Below are 19503 nucleotides of genomic sequence, written 5' to 3'. Positions count from 1 at the left end.
TATGAGAAATTCTAAAGACTTAAACTCTTTTTTCTCTGACATCAGAATCTCCTTAGAAACTGATGTTTTACTAATGGATAAGTATGATTCATTATTTAATTTTGACAAAACTATTTCTCAAGTCTACATAACTCTTTTTCAAGAAAACAATAATTCTGTTAGATGGGGTTCTAGAAGAGATACACTTTCAAAAACACTAAACCGAGTAATAGAAAAACTAAAAGAAAATAATAACTTTTCTAATTTCTCAATTAGCAATACTAAAAAATGCCGTATTCTTTTTGAAATTGTCACTAAAGAATATGACTGTAATATAAGAAATTTAACTACATTAAATATGAACTCTCCAAATAGATTTGAACCTGGTGTTAATGGATTAATATATAAATACAAAGGTGTGACTAGATTTTTTATGCCAACAGACGGATATACAAAATCAATTATGAGTGTGAATCAATTACTAAATTATCTCTCTAAACAGTGTGGAGTTTCAAAACTTACAGATAAAATAAGTGAGAGAGTTAACTTTATGAGATGCGAGCCTATAGAGTACACTTTTATAGAGTCTGAAGCATATGTTTCTTTTGAAGATAGAATTATGGAATTAGAGAGAGGCTATCCATTAGAGCTTGAATTTAACAAGGACATTATTGCTAAAAAAACTATAAAAAGTATAGACTGGCTTATTAAAAACATGAATAAAGATGGAAGTTTTTTATATTACTATGATTCATACAAAAATACTATAGTTGATGATATGCATCCAGATATGATAGACCCACTGTACAATAATATACTAAGACATAGTGGTGGAACAGTTACATTAATACGTGGATATGAACTTAATGGAAATAAACTATATTTGCAAAAAGCAAAAGAGTCTATAGATTTTTTACTATCTACATTTAGAACTCATAAATACAAAAAAGAGTTTGCTTGTTATCCGTTTTTTAATAAAAAATCGAAACTTGGCGGCGCTGGCATAGGCCTTGTAGCTATAATGCACTACTATATAAAGACAGGTGATGAGTGCTACAGAAAAGAGATGGATGGTCTTGTCAGACATATATTAAGCAGAGTAGACAAAGACGGTGAATTAATAGGCTATTATATTCACCCAAAATTCAATAATAGCAAAGCTATAACAAATCCAAGTGATGATATTAAAAAAGAATTATTTTCATTTTACTATCCAGGTGAAGCACTATTAGGATTAGCTCTTTACTACTTACACACAAAAGATATTGAAAAAAATTTAAAAGAAGATATTAAGATAAAATCAAAAATGGCTCTTGATTTCTTAGTTGATGTGAGACCGATTAAATATGACTATTTATTTGATTCACTTCCTGCAGATGCTTGGCTTATGCAAGCTATAGAGGAATGGATAAAAGTAGATGGATTTAAAAAACAAAATTATATTGACTTTGTATTTAATGATACTAAAACTATGCTAGAACACATGTATACTGAAGAAAATACTCTACAGACAAATAAGGACTATATTGGTGGTTTTTATTACGATTATGGTGATCATGTATATCACGATGCTTCAAGGTGTGAAGGTATTGTAAGTGCATACTATTTAGCAAAATACATTAAAGATGAAGAAAAAGCCAAATGGATTATGAACAATATGCTACTTAGTGCAAAAGGACTTATGAAAACATTTAATTCAGAAGAATCAACATATTCTCATCCAAATAACAAAGCTCTTCATAGTTTTAGGTTTAAACTAACTCGCCAGTGGGTTAGAGTTGATAGTGTTCAACATGCAGCTTGCTTTCTAAGTAGGCTTTATAAAACATTGTAGATTATTAGTAAATTATATAAATAAATAATTGGGAACATAATGATAAATAAAAATATTTATAACAACGAAAATTGTTTATTTATTGAAGAACCCTCCTCTGATAAACTTATAATAATTTTTAGTGGTGTTAATGCAAATAGCTTTACTGGTTATAAATTATTTTCCGACTATAAAACAAATAAACTTTTCATTAGAGATCATAGAAAAAACTGGTACAACGGTTTTATTGAAAAATTTTCAAAAGATGCAGATGATTTACTAAGCATTATTAAAAAAATAACAGATAATTTTATACCAGAGAATATAACCATGTTTGGTTCAAGTATGGGTGGATATGCCGCAATTTTATTTGGTTTGAAATTAGATGTTGGCTATATAGTAGCTTTTGGACCTCAAATAATGCTGGATTCTAGAATGCCTAACAATCCATATACAATGAATGAAATAATATATGACAACTTATACAAAGTATTAGATAATTACAATAAAAGTAAATTAACCATATATTTTGGGAGTGAAGATTTAGGCGACATCTATCATTTGTCTTATATGAATAACTATGAGAACGTATCACTAAAATGTATCTATGGTGCTCCGCATGATATTATGTATTATTTCAATAAAATGAATCTCATGAAAAAAGTTTTAAATTCTCATTTACTTGAAAATTATGAATTCAAGTATTCCATACCATCATATGATATATTTTCAAATGATAAAATTATTAAATTAACAAGAGAAGGCGTACTCCAGTTTTATAACGAAGAATATGACAAAGCCTTATATACTTTAACAGAAATAGTTTTAGCTGAGCCATCTTGGAGTGCAGGATGGGCTTTTTTAGGTAAAATACAAATAAAACTAAAGCTATATGATGATGCTCTCGAATCACTTGAAAAATCATTTGAAATATTTTACAATACTGAACATCCACATTTTGATGCAGGTTTAATTCACTTTAAACGAAAAGACTACCATAAATCTTCACTAGAATTTAAAAATGCTCTCAAATTTTCTACTATTGAGAAAAAAGCACATATTATGAAACTAATAATATCTTTAAGGGAAGAAGGTAAATATCATGAAGCTATGAAATATCTTAAAAAGATTCAAGAAAAAGATTCAAATAACTTTGGTTTTTTATTCCAAACAGGTAGGTTGAATTTATTGAATAAGAACTATTATTCTGCTATTAAATATTTCAATAAAGCTTTAGAATTTAAAAAAGATACTAGTACTGTGACAAAGTTTAATGATATTGCTAAAACTGAATTAAGTAAAGTTACAAACAACCTACCTTCTTATAAACTATTTGCAAGTGGAGATTGTATTTTAGCAAGACGAATGCACCACTTTTATGAAAAGTATGGAAAAGAGTGGATACTAGGAGATTTACCTTCACTTACAAAACAATGTGACGTTGTAATGACTAACTTAGAAACTGTAATATCAAACAAAGGTACTATCGCTCCAAAAGGTGATAAACGACCATTTATCTTTAGAGGATCTCCTCAGTTAGCTAATATACTTCTTGATTTAGATATAAATATATTGACAACAGCAAATAATCATAGTATTGACTATGGTAGTTCTGCGCTAGAACAACAAAAAGATATTTTTAATGATTTAGATATAGCCACTCCAGGAAGTGGTAGTAATTATGAAGAAGCTATAAAACCAGAATATGTAAAAGTTGGGGATGTCACCTTAGCATTTATATCAATTTTCACATTTTGGGATTCAGATAAATATTGTGCTACTAAATCAAAAGCAGGTGTTTTTCATATTACCGATAAAGTTAAAATCATTAATGAACTTACAAAATTATATAAAGAAGCAAATAACTATGCTGATTTAATTATTTTGTCTCCTCATTGGACAAAAAACTGGACATCATATCCAAGTTATGAAGAAAAACAATTTGCACGAGATATTATTGATATTGGGTACGATGCAATTATTGGTCATTCATCGCATCTATTACATGGAATAGAACTATACAAAAATAAACCTATCATCTATGATATGGGTACTTTTTTAGTTGATAATATTTCTGGGCATAAAGAGCTAAATAATTCAGCTTGTTTTGTATTAGAGTTTGATAAATCAGGATTTAATAAAGTTGAAATTTATCCACTAAAACTTAAGAATGGTCAAGTTGACTTTATAAAAAATGTTAAAGAGAATAATCTATATAAAGAAAAATTCATCAATCTTACAAAGCAAATATCTGAAGATATTTTCTTTGCAGATATAGATGATAAATTAGTAATTGAATTTTATAATAATTCAAAACCTATAGAAGATAAGAAAACACCAAAAAAAGTTTATAATAGCACTAAAAAAATAAAATCAATAAACCTAGAAAATATCCAAAAACCAAACATCCTTTTGGAGACTATGCCAGAGTGGGTATCAAACAATAAAATAGATATCATTTTTGATACTTCCTTTAAATTAATTGCATCTAAAACAACTGAAATATTTAGGCAGGGAACAGGTTTTTTAATTGAAAATCTACTTATGCCATATCATTCACTATCTACGGATAGATGGGAAATACAAATATATGGTAAACATATTGATAACCTAGATAGTTTCGAAGATTTTCATCCAATATCTAATGGAATATATAATCCTATACACTGGGAAAAAAATGATTTAGTTTTAGATTACGCAGTTGTAAGACCAAAACCTAATCTGACAACTGGGATTTATAAACTATATTTTGGATTTTATAATTTTTCAAAAAAAGAGCATATGAAATTTAATTCATTAAATAAGAATAATTTAGACAAGCAAGTATATATAGGAAACATAGAAGTAGTAAGTTATGGAGTACCAAAATATACTTCAGGGATTGATTGGGATGGTAAGAAATAAATTTGAATTTTTTATATAAATTATTATTTTTTTATTTTATATTATTACTTAATCTAAATGCATTAGAACTTCTAAGCGATTATAATAAATCAAAAATATATTTTCCAGAAAAAAGCTGGGAACAAATAAAACATCCTAGCTATATGGGTTGGTCAATAAATAAATTAGCAAAAGCAAAAAAATATTCACAAAACATATCAAGAAGTAGCGTTCTCATTATAGAAAATGGTGTTATAGTATATAGTTGGGGGGACTTGAAAAAAAAATATAATTTATATTCAATAAGAAAAAGTATATTAAGTGCTACATATGGAAAATATATACTGAACAAAACTATTGATATTAACTCTACACTACAAAAATTAAATATAAATGATATAAATAACTTGACTGATACAGAGAGAGAAGCAAAAATTTCAGATTTATTAAAATCTAGATCCGGTGTTTATCATCCAGCAGCATACGAAACAAAAAAAATGAAAGAAATAAGACCTTTAAGAGGAAGTCATAAGGCAAATGAATATTGGTACTATAATAATTGGGACTTTAATACACTACTTACAATATTTGAACAAGAAACAAAAAAATCATTTTTCAAAACATTTAAAAATGATATCGCTGACAAAATTAAAATGCAAAACCTTAAATTAGAAGACATGAGATATGTATATGATAAAAAATCATCTATACATCCAGCATACCCCTTTAGAATGAATATTTTAGACCTAGCTAGATTTGGTTTATTAATGGAAAACAATGGTAAATGGCATAATAATAGTATTATTTCTAAACAATGGATTCAAGAAAGTTTTAAAAAATATACTATACTTGATAATAAATTTTGTAATTCTTATGGATACATGTGGTGGAGTAGTAAAGATATATATTGTGCTAGAGGATTTGGTGGACAATGGCTTGTTATTTTACCAAAATTAAATATAGTTATAGTTCATCTAGTAGATATAAAAAAATCTAATCGCATTAATACAAAAGAATTTAAAAATTTATTTTTCAAAATAATAAATTCAAAATTATTATAACTCTATATTCAAAACTTCTTTTATCCATGTTTTAGCTATTAATGCGTGACCAGCCGGTGATGGATGAACACCATCATATAGCCAATACTCGTATGGTTTAAGTTTTGAAGCCTCTTCAAATACAGACTGTAATTCTATGTATTGTATATCTAAATCACTCGATATCTCTTTTAATATATCATGTGTTTCATTTAGAACTTCTTTTCTCTTAGTCCAATTTTTCATTCTTTTATCAACAGGTAGAGAAAATGGTTCACAAATAATTATAGACGAACCTGGCATCTCTTTTTTAAAGTCATTTAACAATTCTATATAAATATCTCTAAATTTAATTAAATCTGTAGTGCCATTATCATTAACTATAGAGCCTATGTTATTAATGCCTGCTAGAATAGAAAGAGTGTCTGGCTTTAATGACAAAGCATCTTTTTGCCATCGTTTAGATATATCCTCAATTTTATCTTGTGCTACCCCTCTATTTATAAATGAGTAATTTTTAAAATGATAGTTCAAAGATAAATATGAAGCGATAATATATACATAGCCATGCCCTAAGTTATGACTTATATTATCACCTCTACTTCTTCTCATATCAGTTATAGAATCACCTTGAAATAGAATCCTATTATTTTTTTTCATTTATTATTATACCAAACAAGCCACACCAAAAATACTATAATAGATATTATTCTTTATTAAAGATATATTTTATTTCATCTATTCCTTCAGAATATAGTGGAAAATAAAAGGTTTTTAACTTACTTATTATGAGTTTTTCATCAATATACTTATTTATTTCAATTGAACGTTTTTTACTACACTTGACTATATTTTCTAGTGAATCTAAAAATACAATTACTTTTATTGTATGTGTATCTAGAAATGGTGTTATCCATTTTTTTCTATTTGAGAGCATGAGATTAGGGTTATCTATAATTATATTTTTATTCTTTGAATTTTTAGCAAACTCTCTTTTAGCTTTATATAGTTCATCAGCTTCTTTTTCTACATCAGGATTTTCTTTAACAAAGTCATATGCTTCATCATAACTATGTTTCCCATACTTTTTACCTATTTCTTCATCACAAGAGTCTCTATTTATTATAATAAATTCTTTTGATTTTCTATTAACCCAACTGCTTTTTCTAGAACACGGTGGTCCTACCAATATGTACAAAATATTTTTCTTAGTAGTTTTTATTTTTTTATTTTTAGAAATTTGGTTTATTTTTTTTATTGATTGTTCAACCCTATTAATATCATAATATTCTATTTTACTTTCGTCTATTATTCTGCCAAACAAGTCACATCTAACATATTCAAATAGATCTTTAAACAAATCTTCTTCATATATAAACATTTTACTCAGCTCATCAAAAGAAGGATCGTTATATTTTATATGATCAATTATTGTATATTGGAATGAAATTATTTTTATTATTTCTATGATTTCATTTTCTGGAACATTTGCTTTTTTTAAAATTTCTAAAGCTACAAAAGAAGACACACCTTCAAAATCTCCAAATATTACTTTAGAATTCTCAGAATCAACTTTCCTTGTGAATACTCTTCCTAAGTCATGTAAAAGTATAGCCCATAAAATAGTTCTTTTTACTTTATGCTTTATACCTAAATTATAAGACATGACAGTATGTGACCATACATCACCTTCTAAGTGATGAAGATTAAAAACTATATTTTCATAATGGTAACTACACTCTCGCATTTTAGCAACATATTCAGGGAAATGTTCAATGAACCACTTTATCATTTTTAACCAATACTTTAAAATACTTATACTCTAGAATCACTGAGTAAAAGTGATTCTAAAGCTCAATTAGTTAGATAATTTAAATACTAACTTTCTACATCAATGTTTTGACTAATTTCTAGTGTAACATCTGTACCATCATCAAGAGTAGCAGTGTACTCATTATACGTTTCTCCACTATCAACTATTACTGATTCTCCTAATACCCATTCACCTTCAAGATTCACTTCATCTTTATCATCACCATCTATACGAAGTGTGTTATCAGAATCTGTCATATCAAGAACATCTCCGATACTTAATGAAATTTCATGTTTACCTGCTGTCATGTCAATAGTATCTATGCTTTCACCATCCATACTAGCAAAATCAATATCAGGTTCTGTTTGCATTATGAAAGTATTGTTATCTTCAGCATTCGCGTCAGAAGCTACTTCTGCAGTACCATGAACTTCAATATTATCAATTAATGCTCCGTAACTATCACTTGTACCTTCTCCAGCTATTTCAAGAGAAACTTCATCTACATCAGTTGTATCAAGAGTTATAGAGTAGTTTGACCAACCATTTTCACCTTCTGTAATCACAACGCCTTCAGAAGCTGTACCATCATGGCTTAGGTCATATTTTTCACCATTGATAGTAATACTCATATCACTTGATTCAGAATCTTGTCTTGGTTGATAATCTAGTGAAACAGTAAGTTCATCAGTACCAGAAGTATCAAAGTCTTTAGATATTGTAGTATTTTGATGAGCGTCTAGCTCAGCAATTTTATCGCCATCTGTTGCAGTTGTAACTAAACCTGAATCTTCAACTTCAATACCATTTGTTTCATCCCAGTCTTTATCGTTAACAACTCTCCATGTACCACTATAGTTATTATCTTCAAATGATTCTTTAAAGCTAATTGTCTCTACTGACTCTTTAGTATCATCAGATTTTTTATCTTCAGCATTCTCTTGAGAGTCTTTATCTTTGTCATCACGGTCGTGTTTATTACCACCTTTACCGTTTGCATCAGAGTTGTCATCTTTTTCTTTTTCATCTTTTGATCCGTCTTTTGATCCGTCTTTTGAACCATCTTTAGAACCATCTTTAGATCCGTCTTTTGATCCGTCTTTTGAACCATCTTTTGATCCGTCTTTTGAACCATCTTTTGAACCGTCTTTAGAACCATCTTTTGATCCATCTTTAGATCCATCTTTAGATCCATCTTTAGATCCGTCTTTTGAACCATCTTTTGATCCATCTTTAGATCCGTCTTTTGAACCATCTTTTGATCCGTCTTTTGATCCGTCTTTTGATCCGTCTTTTGAACCATCTTTTGATCCGTCTTTTGATCCGTCTTTTGATCCGTCTTTTGAACCATCTTTTGATCCATCTTTAGATCCATCTTTAGATCCGTCAGGATCAGGATCTGTGTCAGTGTCAGTATCTGTGTCAGTATCTGTGTCAGTATCCGTGTCTGTATCAGTATCTGTGTCAGTGTCTGTGTCTGTATCCGTGTCAGTATCTGTATCTGTATCTGTGTCAGTGTCTGTATCTGTGTCAGTGTCTGTATCTGTGTCAGTATCTGTGTCAGTGTCAGTATCCGTGTCTGTATCAGTATCTGTGTCTGTATCAGTGTCTGTGTCAGTGTCAGTGTCAGTATCTGTGTCTGTATCAGTATCTGTATCTGTGTCAGTATCCGTGTCTGTATCCGTGTCTGTATCTGTGTCTGTGTCTGTGTCTGTATCAGTGTCTGTATCCGTGTCAGTGTCTGTATCTGTGTCAGTGTCAGTGTCTGTGTCTGTATCAGTGTCAGTATCTGTGTCTGTATCAGTGTCTGTGTCAGTGTCAGTATCTGTGTCTGTATCTGTATCTGTGTCAGTATCCGTGTCTGTATCCGTGTCTGTATCTGTGTCTGTGTCTGTGTCTGTATCAGTGTCTGTATCCGTGTCAGTGTCTGTATCTGTGTCAGTGTCAGTGTCTGTGTCTGTATCAGTGTCAGTATCTGTGTCAGTGTCAGTGTCAGTGTCAGTGTCTGTATCTGTGTCAGTGTCTGTGTCAGTATCTGTGTCAGTGTCTGTATCAGTGTCTGTGTCAGTATCAGTATCAGTATCTGTGTCAGTATCCGTGTCTGTATCCGTGTCAGTGTCTGTATCTGTGTCAGTGTCAGTGTCAGTGTCTGTATCAGTGTCTGTATCCGTGTCTGTATCAGTATCTGTGTCTGTATCAGTGTCTGTATCAGTGTCTGTATCAGTATCTGTGTCAGTATCTGTGTCAGTGTCAGTGTCAGTGTCAGTGTCTGTATCTGTGTCAGTATCTGTATCTGTATCTGTGTCAGTGTCTGTATCTGTGTCAGTGTCTGTATCTGTGTCAGTATCTGTGTCAGTGTCAGTATCCGTGTCTGTATCAGTATCTGTGTCTGTATCAGTGTCTGTGTCAGTGTCAGTGTCAGTATCTGTGTCTGTGTCAGTATCAGTATCTGTATCTGTGTCAGTATCTGTGTCTGTATCTGTGTCTGTATCAGTATCCGTGTCTGTATCAGTATCTGTGTCTGTATCAGTGTCTGTGTCAGTGTCAGTGTCAGTATCTGTGTCTGTATCAGTATCTGTATCTGTGTCAGTATCCGTGTCTGTATCCGTGTCTGTATCTGTGTCTGTGTCTGTGTCTGTATCAGTGTCTGTATCCGTGTCAGTGTCTGTATCTGTGTCAGTGTCAGTGTCTGTGTCTGTATCAGTGTCAGTATCTGTGTCTGTATCAGTGTCTGTGTCAGTGTCAGTATCTGTGTCTGTATCTGTATCTGTGTCAGTATCCGTGTCTGTATCCGTGTCTGTATCTGTGTCTGTGTCTGTGTCTGTATCAGTGTCTGTATCCGTGTCAGTGTCTGTATCTGTGTCAGTGTCAGTGTCTGTGTCTGTATCAGTGTCAGTATCTGTGTCAGTGTCAGTGTCAGTGTCTGTATCTGTGTCAGTATCTGTGTCAGTGTCTGTATCAGTGTCTGTGTCAGTATCAGTATCAGTATCTGTGTCAGTATCCGTGTCTGTGTCAGTGTCTGTATCTGTGTCAGTGTCAGTGTCAGTGTCTGTATCAGTGTCAGTATCCGTGTCAGTATCTGTGTCTGTATCAGTGTCAGTATCAGTGTCAGTATCTGTGTCAGTATCTGTGTCAGTATCCGTGTCTGTATCAGTATCTGTGTCAGTGTCTGTGTCTGTATCCGTGTCAGTATCTGTATCTGTATCTGTGTCAGTGTCTGTATCTGTGTCAGTGTCTGTATCTGTGTCAGTATCTGTGTCAGTGTCAGTATCCGTGTCTGTATCAGTATCTGTGTCTGTATCAGTGTCTGTATCCGTGTCAGTGTCTGTATCTGTGTCAGTGTCAGTGTCTGTGTCTGTATCAGTGTCAGTATCTGTATCAGTGTCTGTATCAGTATCTGTATCTGTGTCAGTGTCTGTATCAGTGTCTGTATCAGTGTCAGTGTCTGTATCTGTGTCAGTGTCAGTGTCAGTGTCTGTATCTGTGTCAGTGTCTGTGTCAGTATCTGTGTCAGTGTCTAATAATCTATCTCTTTCTGCACGATCATTATCTTCAACATTCTCATCTTGCTTTTCTCTTGGAGTATTATCAAATTCTCGTTCACGTAAATCTGCATTAATATCTACACTTGCATTATTTACATCAGCAAAATTAGCTTCACCACCTTCTGATGATTGAGGACCACCTTCTCCTCCAGCTGCAGTTTCAAGGTTATCAATATCATCTGTTTCACCAAGATCATCTAACATTGATTTTATAGAGTTCGGCTGAGTTACTGTCTCATTCTCAGCGAATTCTTCAGATGCTAAAGAAGAATCAAATAGTTGCTCTTGATTTCCAAGAATTACAATATCACCATAACCATCCTTCATAGAAACAATTACACTATCAATAGCCTTATTTGAGCTATCTCCAACAATAGCTTCTCCCTCATGGATATTATCGCCTTTTGAAATCTCACGAAGCGAACCATCCTCAGCTTTTACATAAAACTTTCCATCTATACTTTCTATTTTTCCTATTACCTTAGACATAATATACTCCTCGAAAACAAATTAATTATATTATAGTACGATAATTAATGATATTTGTACATTGGACTCAAGTACAATAGAGATAATATTAAAGAGGTTATAATATATAACGATATTACGAAAAATTTTATCCTAAGTTTACTGAATTTCACAAACTTATGTTTAAATATATAATCCATAAATAGAGCTATATTATGAAAATACTAAACGAGTTTATTAAAAAAAATCATGATCTAGTAGATCAGATGAAAGCTTGTTCTTACTCATACGATAAAGATAATTTAAATCTGCATCACCTTGAGGGTGATGTATGGACTCACACTATGATGGCATATACCAATACTGTAAAATACAAGTGCTCAAATATTGTTAAATGGGCAGTCATCTTGCATGATATAGGTAGAATATACACTAGAAGTGAAAATAAAGAACATAAACGTGTATCATTTGGAAACTTTGAAGGTGTATCAGTTTTCATATCAATAGATGTATTAAACAAAACAGACTTAACAGATGATGAAAAGATAAAAATTTTTAAAATTATTTCTTATCAATATATAATTATTGACCACATAAAATATAAGAGACCATCACTGAAAAAACTACTAGAACAATTCAAATATGAAGAGAATATACTAATAGAGTTAACACAATATGTACGGTGTGATTTACAAGGACGAAAGATAGATGAATCAAGAATTCATTTATATAATAAAGAATATATGCAAGAATTTATAGATTTATTTAAAAGTATCAAAAATAAAACTAAAATCACTAAAAATAAAAAAAACACAGTAACCATTTTAGTTGGGCCACCATGTTCTAAAAAAAGTACTTGGGTAGAAAAGCATAATAATGGTGCGTTGGCAATAAATAGAGATTCTTCAGTTGAAGAAATAGGAAAACAATACAACAAAAATAGTTATGATGAAGCATATAACTATATGAGAAACAATCAAGATATAAAAAATAAAATAGACGCTCTAGATTTAAAAATGAAAAATAAAGCAATTAACTCTAAAAACATTGATATTATCATAGATAATCCAAATCTTGGACCAATACAGAGAAAAGTATGGATAGATGTGTTTAAAAAAACACATATAATTAATGTAATTGTTTTTTTAACTTCATTTAATGATTTACAGGAATGCAGTAAAATACGTAAAGAAAAAATAAATAAAAGTATAAGTAAAAAAGGGTTAATAAATAAATTAAAAATATTTTATTTTCCATTATTAAGTGAAAATATTGACAATATAAGATATGAAAAGTAAATATGTAGGTCATGTTTAATATAAATATGATTAATTAAGTAAAGAAGAGAAAGTAAAATTGATCAACTAGGCAGCGACCTACGTTTCCAATCCTGCAAGGATCAGTATTATCAGCGATGAGAGGCTTAGCTTCTGGGTTCGGAATGGAGCCAGGCGTTTCCCTCTCTCTATAGCCACCTAGACAATCAAGTAAAAAGACACCTAGATGTTCTTTTACTTGACTGTTTTGAGTCAATAAAGGGGTATTAATGATTTCTCATTAAGTTATGATTGTCGTGTGTCGTATGCCATTTCAAAGCATAGGACTAAAGTCAACATGTTTTTTCTAAATAACTATATGTATATTATGTAATACACTAAACAAGGTAGTGAACTAAAAAAAAGACAAACGTACTATTAGTACTGGTCAGCTAAACAGATTGCTCTGCGTACACACCCAGCCTATCAAGCTTGTAGTCTTCAAGCGTACTTCAGGGAACGTTCATCTTAAAGTTGGCTTCCCGCTTAGATGCTTTCAGCGGTTATCTCATCCATGCGTAGCTACCCAGCGATGCTCTTGGCAGAACAACTGGTGCACCAGTGGCATGTCCAACCCGGTCCTCTCGTACTAGGGTCAGCTCTCTTCAACGTTCCTACGCCCACGGAAGATAGGGACCGAACTGTCTCACGACGTTCTGAACCCAGCTCGCGTACCGCTTTAAATGGCGAACAGCCATACCCTTGGGACCTGCTCCAGCCCCAGGATGCGATGAGCCGACATCGAGGTGCCAAACCTCCCCGTCGATGTGAGCTCTTGGGGGAGATCAGCCTGTTATCCCCGGCGTACCTTTTATCCTTTGAGCGATGGCCCTTCCACACAGAACCACCGGATCACTATGACCGTCTTTCGACTCTGCTCGACTTGTATGTCTTACAGTCAGTCCGGCTTGTGCCATTATACTCTACGGTGGATTTCCAACCCACCTGAGCCGAACTTTGTAAGCCTCCGTTACTTTTTAGGAGGCGACCGCCCCAGTCAAACTACCCACCAGACATTGTCCTCGCACAAGATAATTGTACGGAGTTAGCTATCAGAATATTCAAGGGTGGTATCTCAAGGATGCCTCATCTACAACTGGCGTCGTAGAATCAATGGCTCCCACCTATCCTGCACATGAATATCCCAATAGCAGTGTCAAGCTATAGTAAAGGTGCACGGGGTCTTTCCGTCTTTCCGCGGGTAGGAGGAATTTTCACCTCCACTACAATTTCACTGGATCCCTGGTTGAGACAGCTCCCATCTCGTTACGCCATTCATGCAGGTCGGTATTTAACCGACAAGGAATTTCGCTACCTTAGGACCGTTATAGTTACGGCCGCCGTTTACTTGTGCTTCATTTCATGCCTTCGCAAAGCTAAGCAATCCATTTAACATTCAAGCACCGGGCAGGCGTCACACCCTATACATCCTCTTACGAGTTAGCAGAGTGCTGTGTTTTTGGTAAACAGTCGGGAGGGACACTTTGCTGCGACCCTTATTCGCTTTGGAGAGTAAATCTCCTAACAAACAGGGCACACCTTATACCGAAGATACGGTGCTAGTTTGCAGAGTTCCTTAACCAGGGTTCATCCACGCGCCTTAGAATACTCATCTCACCCACCTGTGTTGGTTTACGGTACGGGCAACGGTTGTTCTCGTTTAGAGGCTTTTCTCGGCACGACAGTATCATCGATTCCAAGCGCTATCCGAAGATATTGCTCGGCCTGTAAGATCTCGGTCTCATGAGAAGCGGATTTGCCTACTTCTCGACCTACGTCCTTCGACCCGCTATTCCATCAGCGAGCTCGATTAACTCTATGCGTCCCCCCATCACTCAAACGAACAACCGTCGGTATCGGAATATTAACCGATTTGCCATCGTCTACCCCTTTCGGACTCGACTTAGGTCCCGACTAACCCTACGATGACGAGCATCGCGTAGGAAACCTTGGGTTTACGGCGAAGGGAATTCTCATCCCTTTTCTCGCTACTCATGCCTGCATGCTCACTTCCATCCGCTCCAGCACTCCTTACCGGTGTACCTTCAACGCTGAATGGAACGCTCTCCTACCACTTGAGATAAATCTCAAATCTAGAGCTTCGGTGCTTGTCTTAGCCCCGTTATATTTTCGGCGCAGAATCGCTAGACCAGTGAGCTGTTACGCTTTCTTTAAAGGATGGCTGCTTCTAAGCCAACCTCCTGGTTGTCACAGCAACTCCACATCCTTTTCCACTTAGACAAGACTTTGGGACCTTAGCTGCTAGTCTGGGTTGTTCCCCTCTCGACGATGGATTTTATCACCCACCGCCTGACTCCCGAGGTTACACATGAAGTATTCGGAGTTTGATAGGGTTTGGTACCGCGGTAAGCAGCCCTAGCCCTGTCAGTGCTCTACCCCTTCATGCTAATGCTCGAGGCTATACCTAAATATATTTCGGAGAGAACCAGCTATCACTAAGTTTGATTGGCCTTTCACCCCTATCCACAAGTCATCGGAAAAGTTTTCAACCTTTACCCGTTCGGTCCTCCACTGGCTCTTACACCAGCTTCAACCTGCTCATGGATAGATCACTTAGTTTCGGGTCTGCAGCATCTGACTAATTCGCCCTATTAAGACTCGCTTTCGCTACGGCTTCTCGTTCGATTAACCTTGCCAGATACCACAACTCGCAGGCTCATTATGCAAAAGGCAGTCCGTCACACTTGTCTTACGACAATAGTGCTCCGAATGATTGTAAGCCATAGGTTTCAGGTTCTATTTCACTCCGCTCACCGCGGTCCTTTTCACCTTTCCCTCACGGTACTTGTTCGCTATCGGTCTAGTAGTAGTATTTAGGGTTGGAGGGTGGTCCCCCCATATTCAGTCAAGATAACACGTGTCCCGACCTACTCGTTCGTTAATCTAGTACCATATAAATGTTTTCGGTTACAGGAGTATCACCCTCTATGCTCACTCTTTCCAAAGTGTTCACCTAACAAATATATTATCACTAACAGCCCTAATCCCATTTCGCTCGCCGCTACTTTGGGAATCTCGTTTGATTTCTTTTCCTTCAGGTACTGAGATGTTTCACTTCCCTGAGTTCGCCCCCTCGAAAGGGTAACATGATTCGCACCATGCTGGGTTGCCCCATTCAGAAATCCCCGGATCAAAGCTCTTTGGCAGCTCCCCGAGGCTTATCGCAGCCTGATACGTCTTTCATCGCCTCTACTAGCCAAGGCATCCACCTATGGCCCTTAATATCTTTTTTTCTAATTTGCGTTCACTACCTTGTTTAATGTACTTATACATCATCCAAGACAGATCCTGTTGATTTTGTAGTTATTTAGTAATATAATTAATAATTGAATAAATTCTTTTATCTCTTATATATGTTGACTTTAACAATTATAATTTAATGAACTTTTTGGTTTTAAAACCAAATATAAACTCTTATATTTAAGAACTTATATTTGATTTTAACGCTTTATAAAAAAATGAAATGGTGGAGAGTAGCGGGATCGAACCGCTGACCTCCTGCGTGCAAGGCAGGCGCTCTCCCAGCTGAGCTAACCCCCCATTTCAAATGATTAGATCACTGAAAACTAAGCAAGTAATAAACTAATAACTAACATCTCTGTGAGATTTTCTTTGTAAGATGATCAAACGAATGATCTCTCTTTACTCTAGAAAGGAGGTGATCCAACCGCAGGTTCTCCTACGGTTACCTTGTTACGACTTCACCCCAGTCGCTAATTCCACCGTAAGTGGTAGCCTCCCGAAGGTTAGCTTCCCAATTTCGGGTGAAATCAACTCCCATGGTGTGACGGGCGGTGAGTACAAGACCCGGGAACGTATTCACCGTAGCATTGCTGATCTACGATTACTAGTGATTCCAGCTTCATGGAGTCGAGTTGCAGACTCCAATCCGAACTGAGAGACGCTTTAAGTGATTGGCTCCACCTCGCGGTATCGCAACACTCTGTACGCCCCATTGTAGCACGTGTGTAGCCCTAGCCATAAGGGCCATGATGACTTGACGTCGTCCTCACCTTCCTCCTCCTTGCGAAGGCAGTCTCCCTAGAGTGCCCAGCTTAACCTGCTGGCAACTAAGGACGAGGGTTGCGCTCGTTGCGGGACTTAACCCAACATCTCACGACACGAGCTGACGACAGCCGTGCAGCACCTGTTTTCAAGCTCCCCGAAGGGCACTCTCTCATCTCTGAAAGATTCTATCAATGTCAAGGCTAGGTAAGGTTCTTCGCGTATCTTCGAATTAAACCACATGCTCCACCACTTGTGCGGGTCCCCGTCTATTCCTTTGAGTTTTAATCTTGCGACCGTACTCCCCAGGCGGAACACTTAATCTGTTAAGTGCATCACCGAGATGACAAGCATCCCGACGACTAGTGTTCATCGTTTAGGGCGTGGACTACCGGGGTATCTAATCCCGTTTGCTCCCCACGCTTTCACGCCTTAGCGTCAGTAATGTTCCAGGAGATCGCCTTCGCTTTCGGTATTCCTAGTGATATCTACGGATTTTACCCCTACACCACTAATTCCATCTCCCCCTCCCATACTCTAGACTCGTAGTTTCAAATGCAGTTCAATGGTTGAGCCATTGGATTTCACATCTGACTTACAAGCCCGCCTACGCGTCCTTTACGCCCAGTGATTCCGAGTAACGCTTGCACCCTCCGTATTACCGCGGCTGCTGGCACGGAGTTAGCCGGTGCTTATTCATGAGCTACCGTCATTTTCTTGACTCATAAAAGGAGTTTACACACCGAAATGCGTCATCCTCCACGCGGCGTTGCTGCATCAGGGTTTCCCCCATTGTGCAATATTCCTCACTGCTGCCTCCCGTAGGAGTCTGGTCCGTGTCTCAGTACCAGTGTGGCGGATCATCCTCTCAAACCCGCTACCCGTCATTGCCTTGGTGAGCCATTACCTCACCAACAAACTGATGGGATATAGACTGATCTCGAAGCGAAAAAACGTTTCCCGACTAAACTTGAGTTTAGAAGGAGTATCCAGTATTAATCATCGTTTCCAATGGCTATCCCGGTCTTCGAGGTACATTAACTATATATTACTCACCCGTGCGCCACTAATCATAAGAGCAAGCTCTTAATCATCGTTCGACTTGCATGTGTTAAGCACGCCGCCAGCGTTCACTCTGAGCCAGGATCAAACTCTCCATAATTGAATTATGTAAAGATCACATTGCTGTGAAATTACTGATCTTTGCCCAAGATTTAAAAATCATTGGCTTTGTTGCCACAAACCGCGTGAACAGTCTGTGGACTTTGTATGTATCTATACTATTGGGATCCATTGCTGGATTCAAATAGAATAGACGGTTGTTGTTAATTAGTTATTTCTAAGTAAACTTATTAATGCCTAATCGCTAACTTGTTTCGTTAGTTATTAAGTCTATTTACTTGCTTAGTTTTCAATGATCTCAAACAATCTCAAAAGCTTCAACTCGAAGTCTCTCTAGGCCTTTTTGACAAGGTCTCTTTGTTTGTGGATGGGAATTATAGGGGGTTGTTGCTTAGAAGAATCTTAATCGGTTGGGAAGTTTTTGGAAAGTTTTCAAATTGTTTTTAGTTGTAATTGGTTTGTGCATTAAACTGCACAAATCCAACCGCCACCAATTAGCCTGTCATCATCATAAAAGACAGCTGCCTGACCAGTTGCTACACCGTATACACTCTCTTTTAATGTGACTGTTGCTTTGTTATTCTCGATCTTTACATGACAAGGTACAGCTATTGTTCTATATCTTAACTTAACAGTTGTATCAAATTCATCTGAATCATTAAACATGTTAAGGTGTTCTATAGTTACATTGTTACAAGCAAGCTCTTCTTTTTTGCCTACAGTGATTTGATTGTTTTTAGCATCTATACTCAGTACATAATGAGGTTCGTGTGCACCCTTTACTGTAAAACCTTTACGTTTTCCAATTGTATAATGCATATAACCTTTATGTTCACCCACAACATTACCATCTCTATCTAAAACTTCACCGCTATTATCTACGTTTACATAATCTTTTAAAAGGTCCGTATATGTAGTTTCAACAAAACATATCTCACTAGATTCCCCTTGAGATGCAAAAGACTCCAGTCCTTTAATAGATGCAGCAAACTCTTTTATATCATTTTTATGTCTGCTTCCAAGTGGGAAGATAAGTTTAGGTAGAACGTTTTTTTGAACATAAAATAGAAAATAGCTTTGATCTTTAGTATCATCAGCAGCTTGATAAAAATATTTTCCATCTGTTTTAATATAGTGTCCAGTTGCAACATAGTCTGCTCCAATTAAATCAGCAAACTTAACCATTTCACCAAACTTTAGGTTTCTATTACACAGAGCGCATGGATTTGGTGTTTTACCTTCGGCATAGGTATCTATAAATGGTTGAAAAACTTTTTCATTAAATGTCTCTTGTAGGTCTAAAACATGTAATTTCATACCTACAAAATCAGCTGCTTTTTGTGCTCGTGATAAGTGTACTTCATGATAACCTGGTTTTGAGTGAAGTTTCATATACAAACCTTCAACATCATAACCGTCTTTTTTTAATAGTAAAGCTGATACTGTAGAATCTACACCACCACTCATACCAACTAATACTTTTTTATTTTTTTTCATA

At 35.3% G+C, this 19503-nt stretch carries 8 protein-coding genes, 1 tRNA gene and 3 rRNA genes; 4 read left to right on the top strand and 8 right to left on the bottom strand.

Translation table 11 applies throughout. The features are described from left to right. Nucleotide 1 precedes the first annotated feature (1 nt). The 3 genes from SMGD1_RS11070 to SMGD1_RS11060 are packed head-to-tail and all read left to right on the top strand — an operon-like array spanning nt 2 to nt 5736. Nucleotides 2-1813 carry a glycoside hydrolase family protein gene (locus SMGD1_RS11070; RefSeq protein WP_008339370.1) on the top strand — a complete coding sequence of 604 codons (1812 nt, stop codon included), beginning with the start codon at nt 2-4 and terminating at the stop codon, nt 1811-1813. Nucleotides 1814-1852: 39 nt separating this feature from the next. Beyond that, a complete protein-coding gene (locus tag SMGD1_RS11065; protein ID WP_008339267.1) occupies nt 1853-4696 on the top strand; it encodes a CapA family protein in 2844 nt (947 codons plus the stop codon). Between the two features lie 2 nt (nt 4697-4698). Beyond that, a complete protein-coding gene (locus tag SMGD1_RS11060; protein WP_241761479.1) occupies nt 4699-5736 on the top strand; it encodes a serine hydrolase domain-containing protein in 1038 nt (345 codons plus the stop codon). Here the strand turns inward: SMGD1_RS11060 and SMGD1_RS11055 are convergent. The 3 genes from SMGD1_RS11055 to SMGD1_RS11045 all read right to left on the bottom strand — a co-directional run bounded on the left by SMGD1_RS11055 (nt 5731) and on the right by SMGD1_RS11045 (nt 11562). Beyond that, nucleotides 5731-6375, bottom strand: coding sequence for an SGNH/GDSL hydrolase family protein (locus tag SMGD1_RS11055; protein ID WP_039920240.1), 645 nt, complete (start codon nt 6373-6375; stop codon nt 5731-5733). The two genes, SMGD1_RS11060 and SMGD1_RS11055, sit on opposite strands and share 6 nt — an antisense overlap. 46 nt (nt 6376-6421) lie before the next feature. Then, complete coding sequence (locus SMGD1_RS11050) at nt 6422-7507, bottom strand: AAA family ATPase (protein ID WP_008339590.1); 1086 nt, start codon at nt 7505-7507, stop codon at nt 6422-6424. 86 nt (nt 7508-7593) lie between these two features. Beyond that, nucleotides 7594-11562 (bottom strand): hypothetical protein, encoded by a 3969-nt coding sequence (locus SMGD1_RS11045; protein WP_008339368.1) that lies wholly within the window; start codon nt 11560-11562, stop codon nt 7594-7596. Between the two features lie 194 nt (nt 11563-11756). Here SMGD1_RS11045 and SMGD1_RS11040 point away from each other — a divergent pair, with 194 nt between their 5' ends. Further along, complete coding sequence (locus SMGD1_RS11040; protein WP_008339596.1) at nt 11757-12839, top strand: AAA family ATPase; 1083 nt, start codon at nt 11757-11759, stop codon at nt 12837-12839. 65 nt (nt 12840-12904) lie between these two features. On the opposite strand, the gene rrf is transcribed toward SMGD1_RS11040, so the two are convergent. From rrf to mnmA, 5 genes are all read right to left on the bottom strand, one after another. Further along, nucleotides 12905-13020: ribosomal RNA gene (gene rrf / locus SMGD1_RS11035) — 5S ribosomal RNA — on the bottom strand. Nucleotides 13021-13214: 194 nt separating this feature from the next. Further along, nucleotides 13215-16110, bottom strand: a 23S ribosomal RNA gene (locus SMGD1_RS11030). A 232-nt stretch (nt 16111-16342) separates the two neighbouring features. Then, nucleotides 16343-16418: transfer RNA gene (locus SMGD1_RS11025), tRNA-Ala, on the bottom strand. Between the two features lie 111 nt (nt 16419-16529). Next, a 16S ribosomal RNA gene (locus tag SMGD1_RS11020) occupies nt 16530-18045 on the bottom strand. The 16S, 23S and 5S rRNA genes sit together here with 1 tRNA gene alongside, the layout of an rRNA operon. Before the next feature lie 425 nt (nt 18046-18470). Next, nucleotides 18471-19502: a tRNA 2-thiouridine(34) synthase MnmA gene (gene mnmA / locus SMGD1_RS11015; RefSeq protein ID WP_008339531.1), complete on the bottom strand. Its 1032-nt coding sequence runs from the start codon at nt 19500-19502 to the stop codon at nt 18471-18473. Nucleotide 19503 lies beyond the last annotated feature (1 nt).

The sequence above is a fragment of the Sulfurimonas gotlandica GD1 genome (genome assembly GCF_000242915.1).
GTDB lineage: Bacteria > Campylobacterota > Campylobacteria > Campylobacterales > Sulfurimonadaceae > Sulfurimonas > Sulfurimonas gotlandica.
This window is presented reverse-complemented; position numbering and strand designations above follow the sequence as displayed.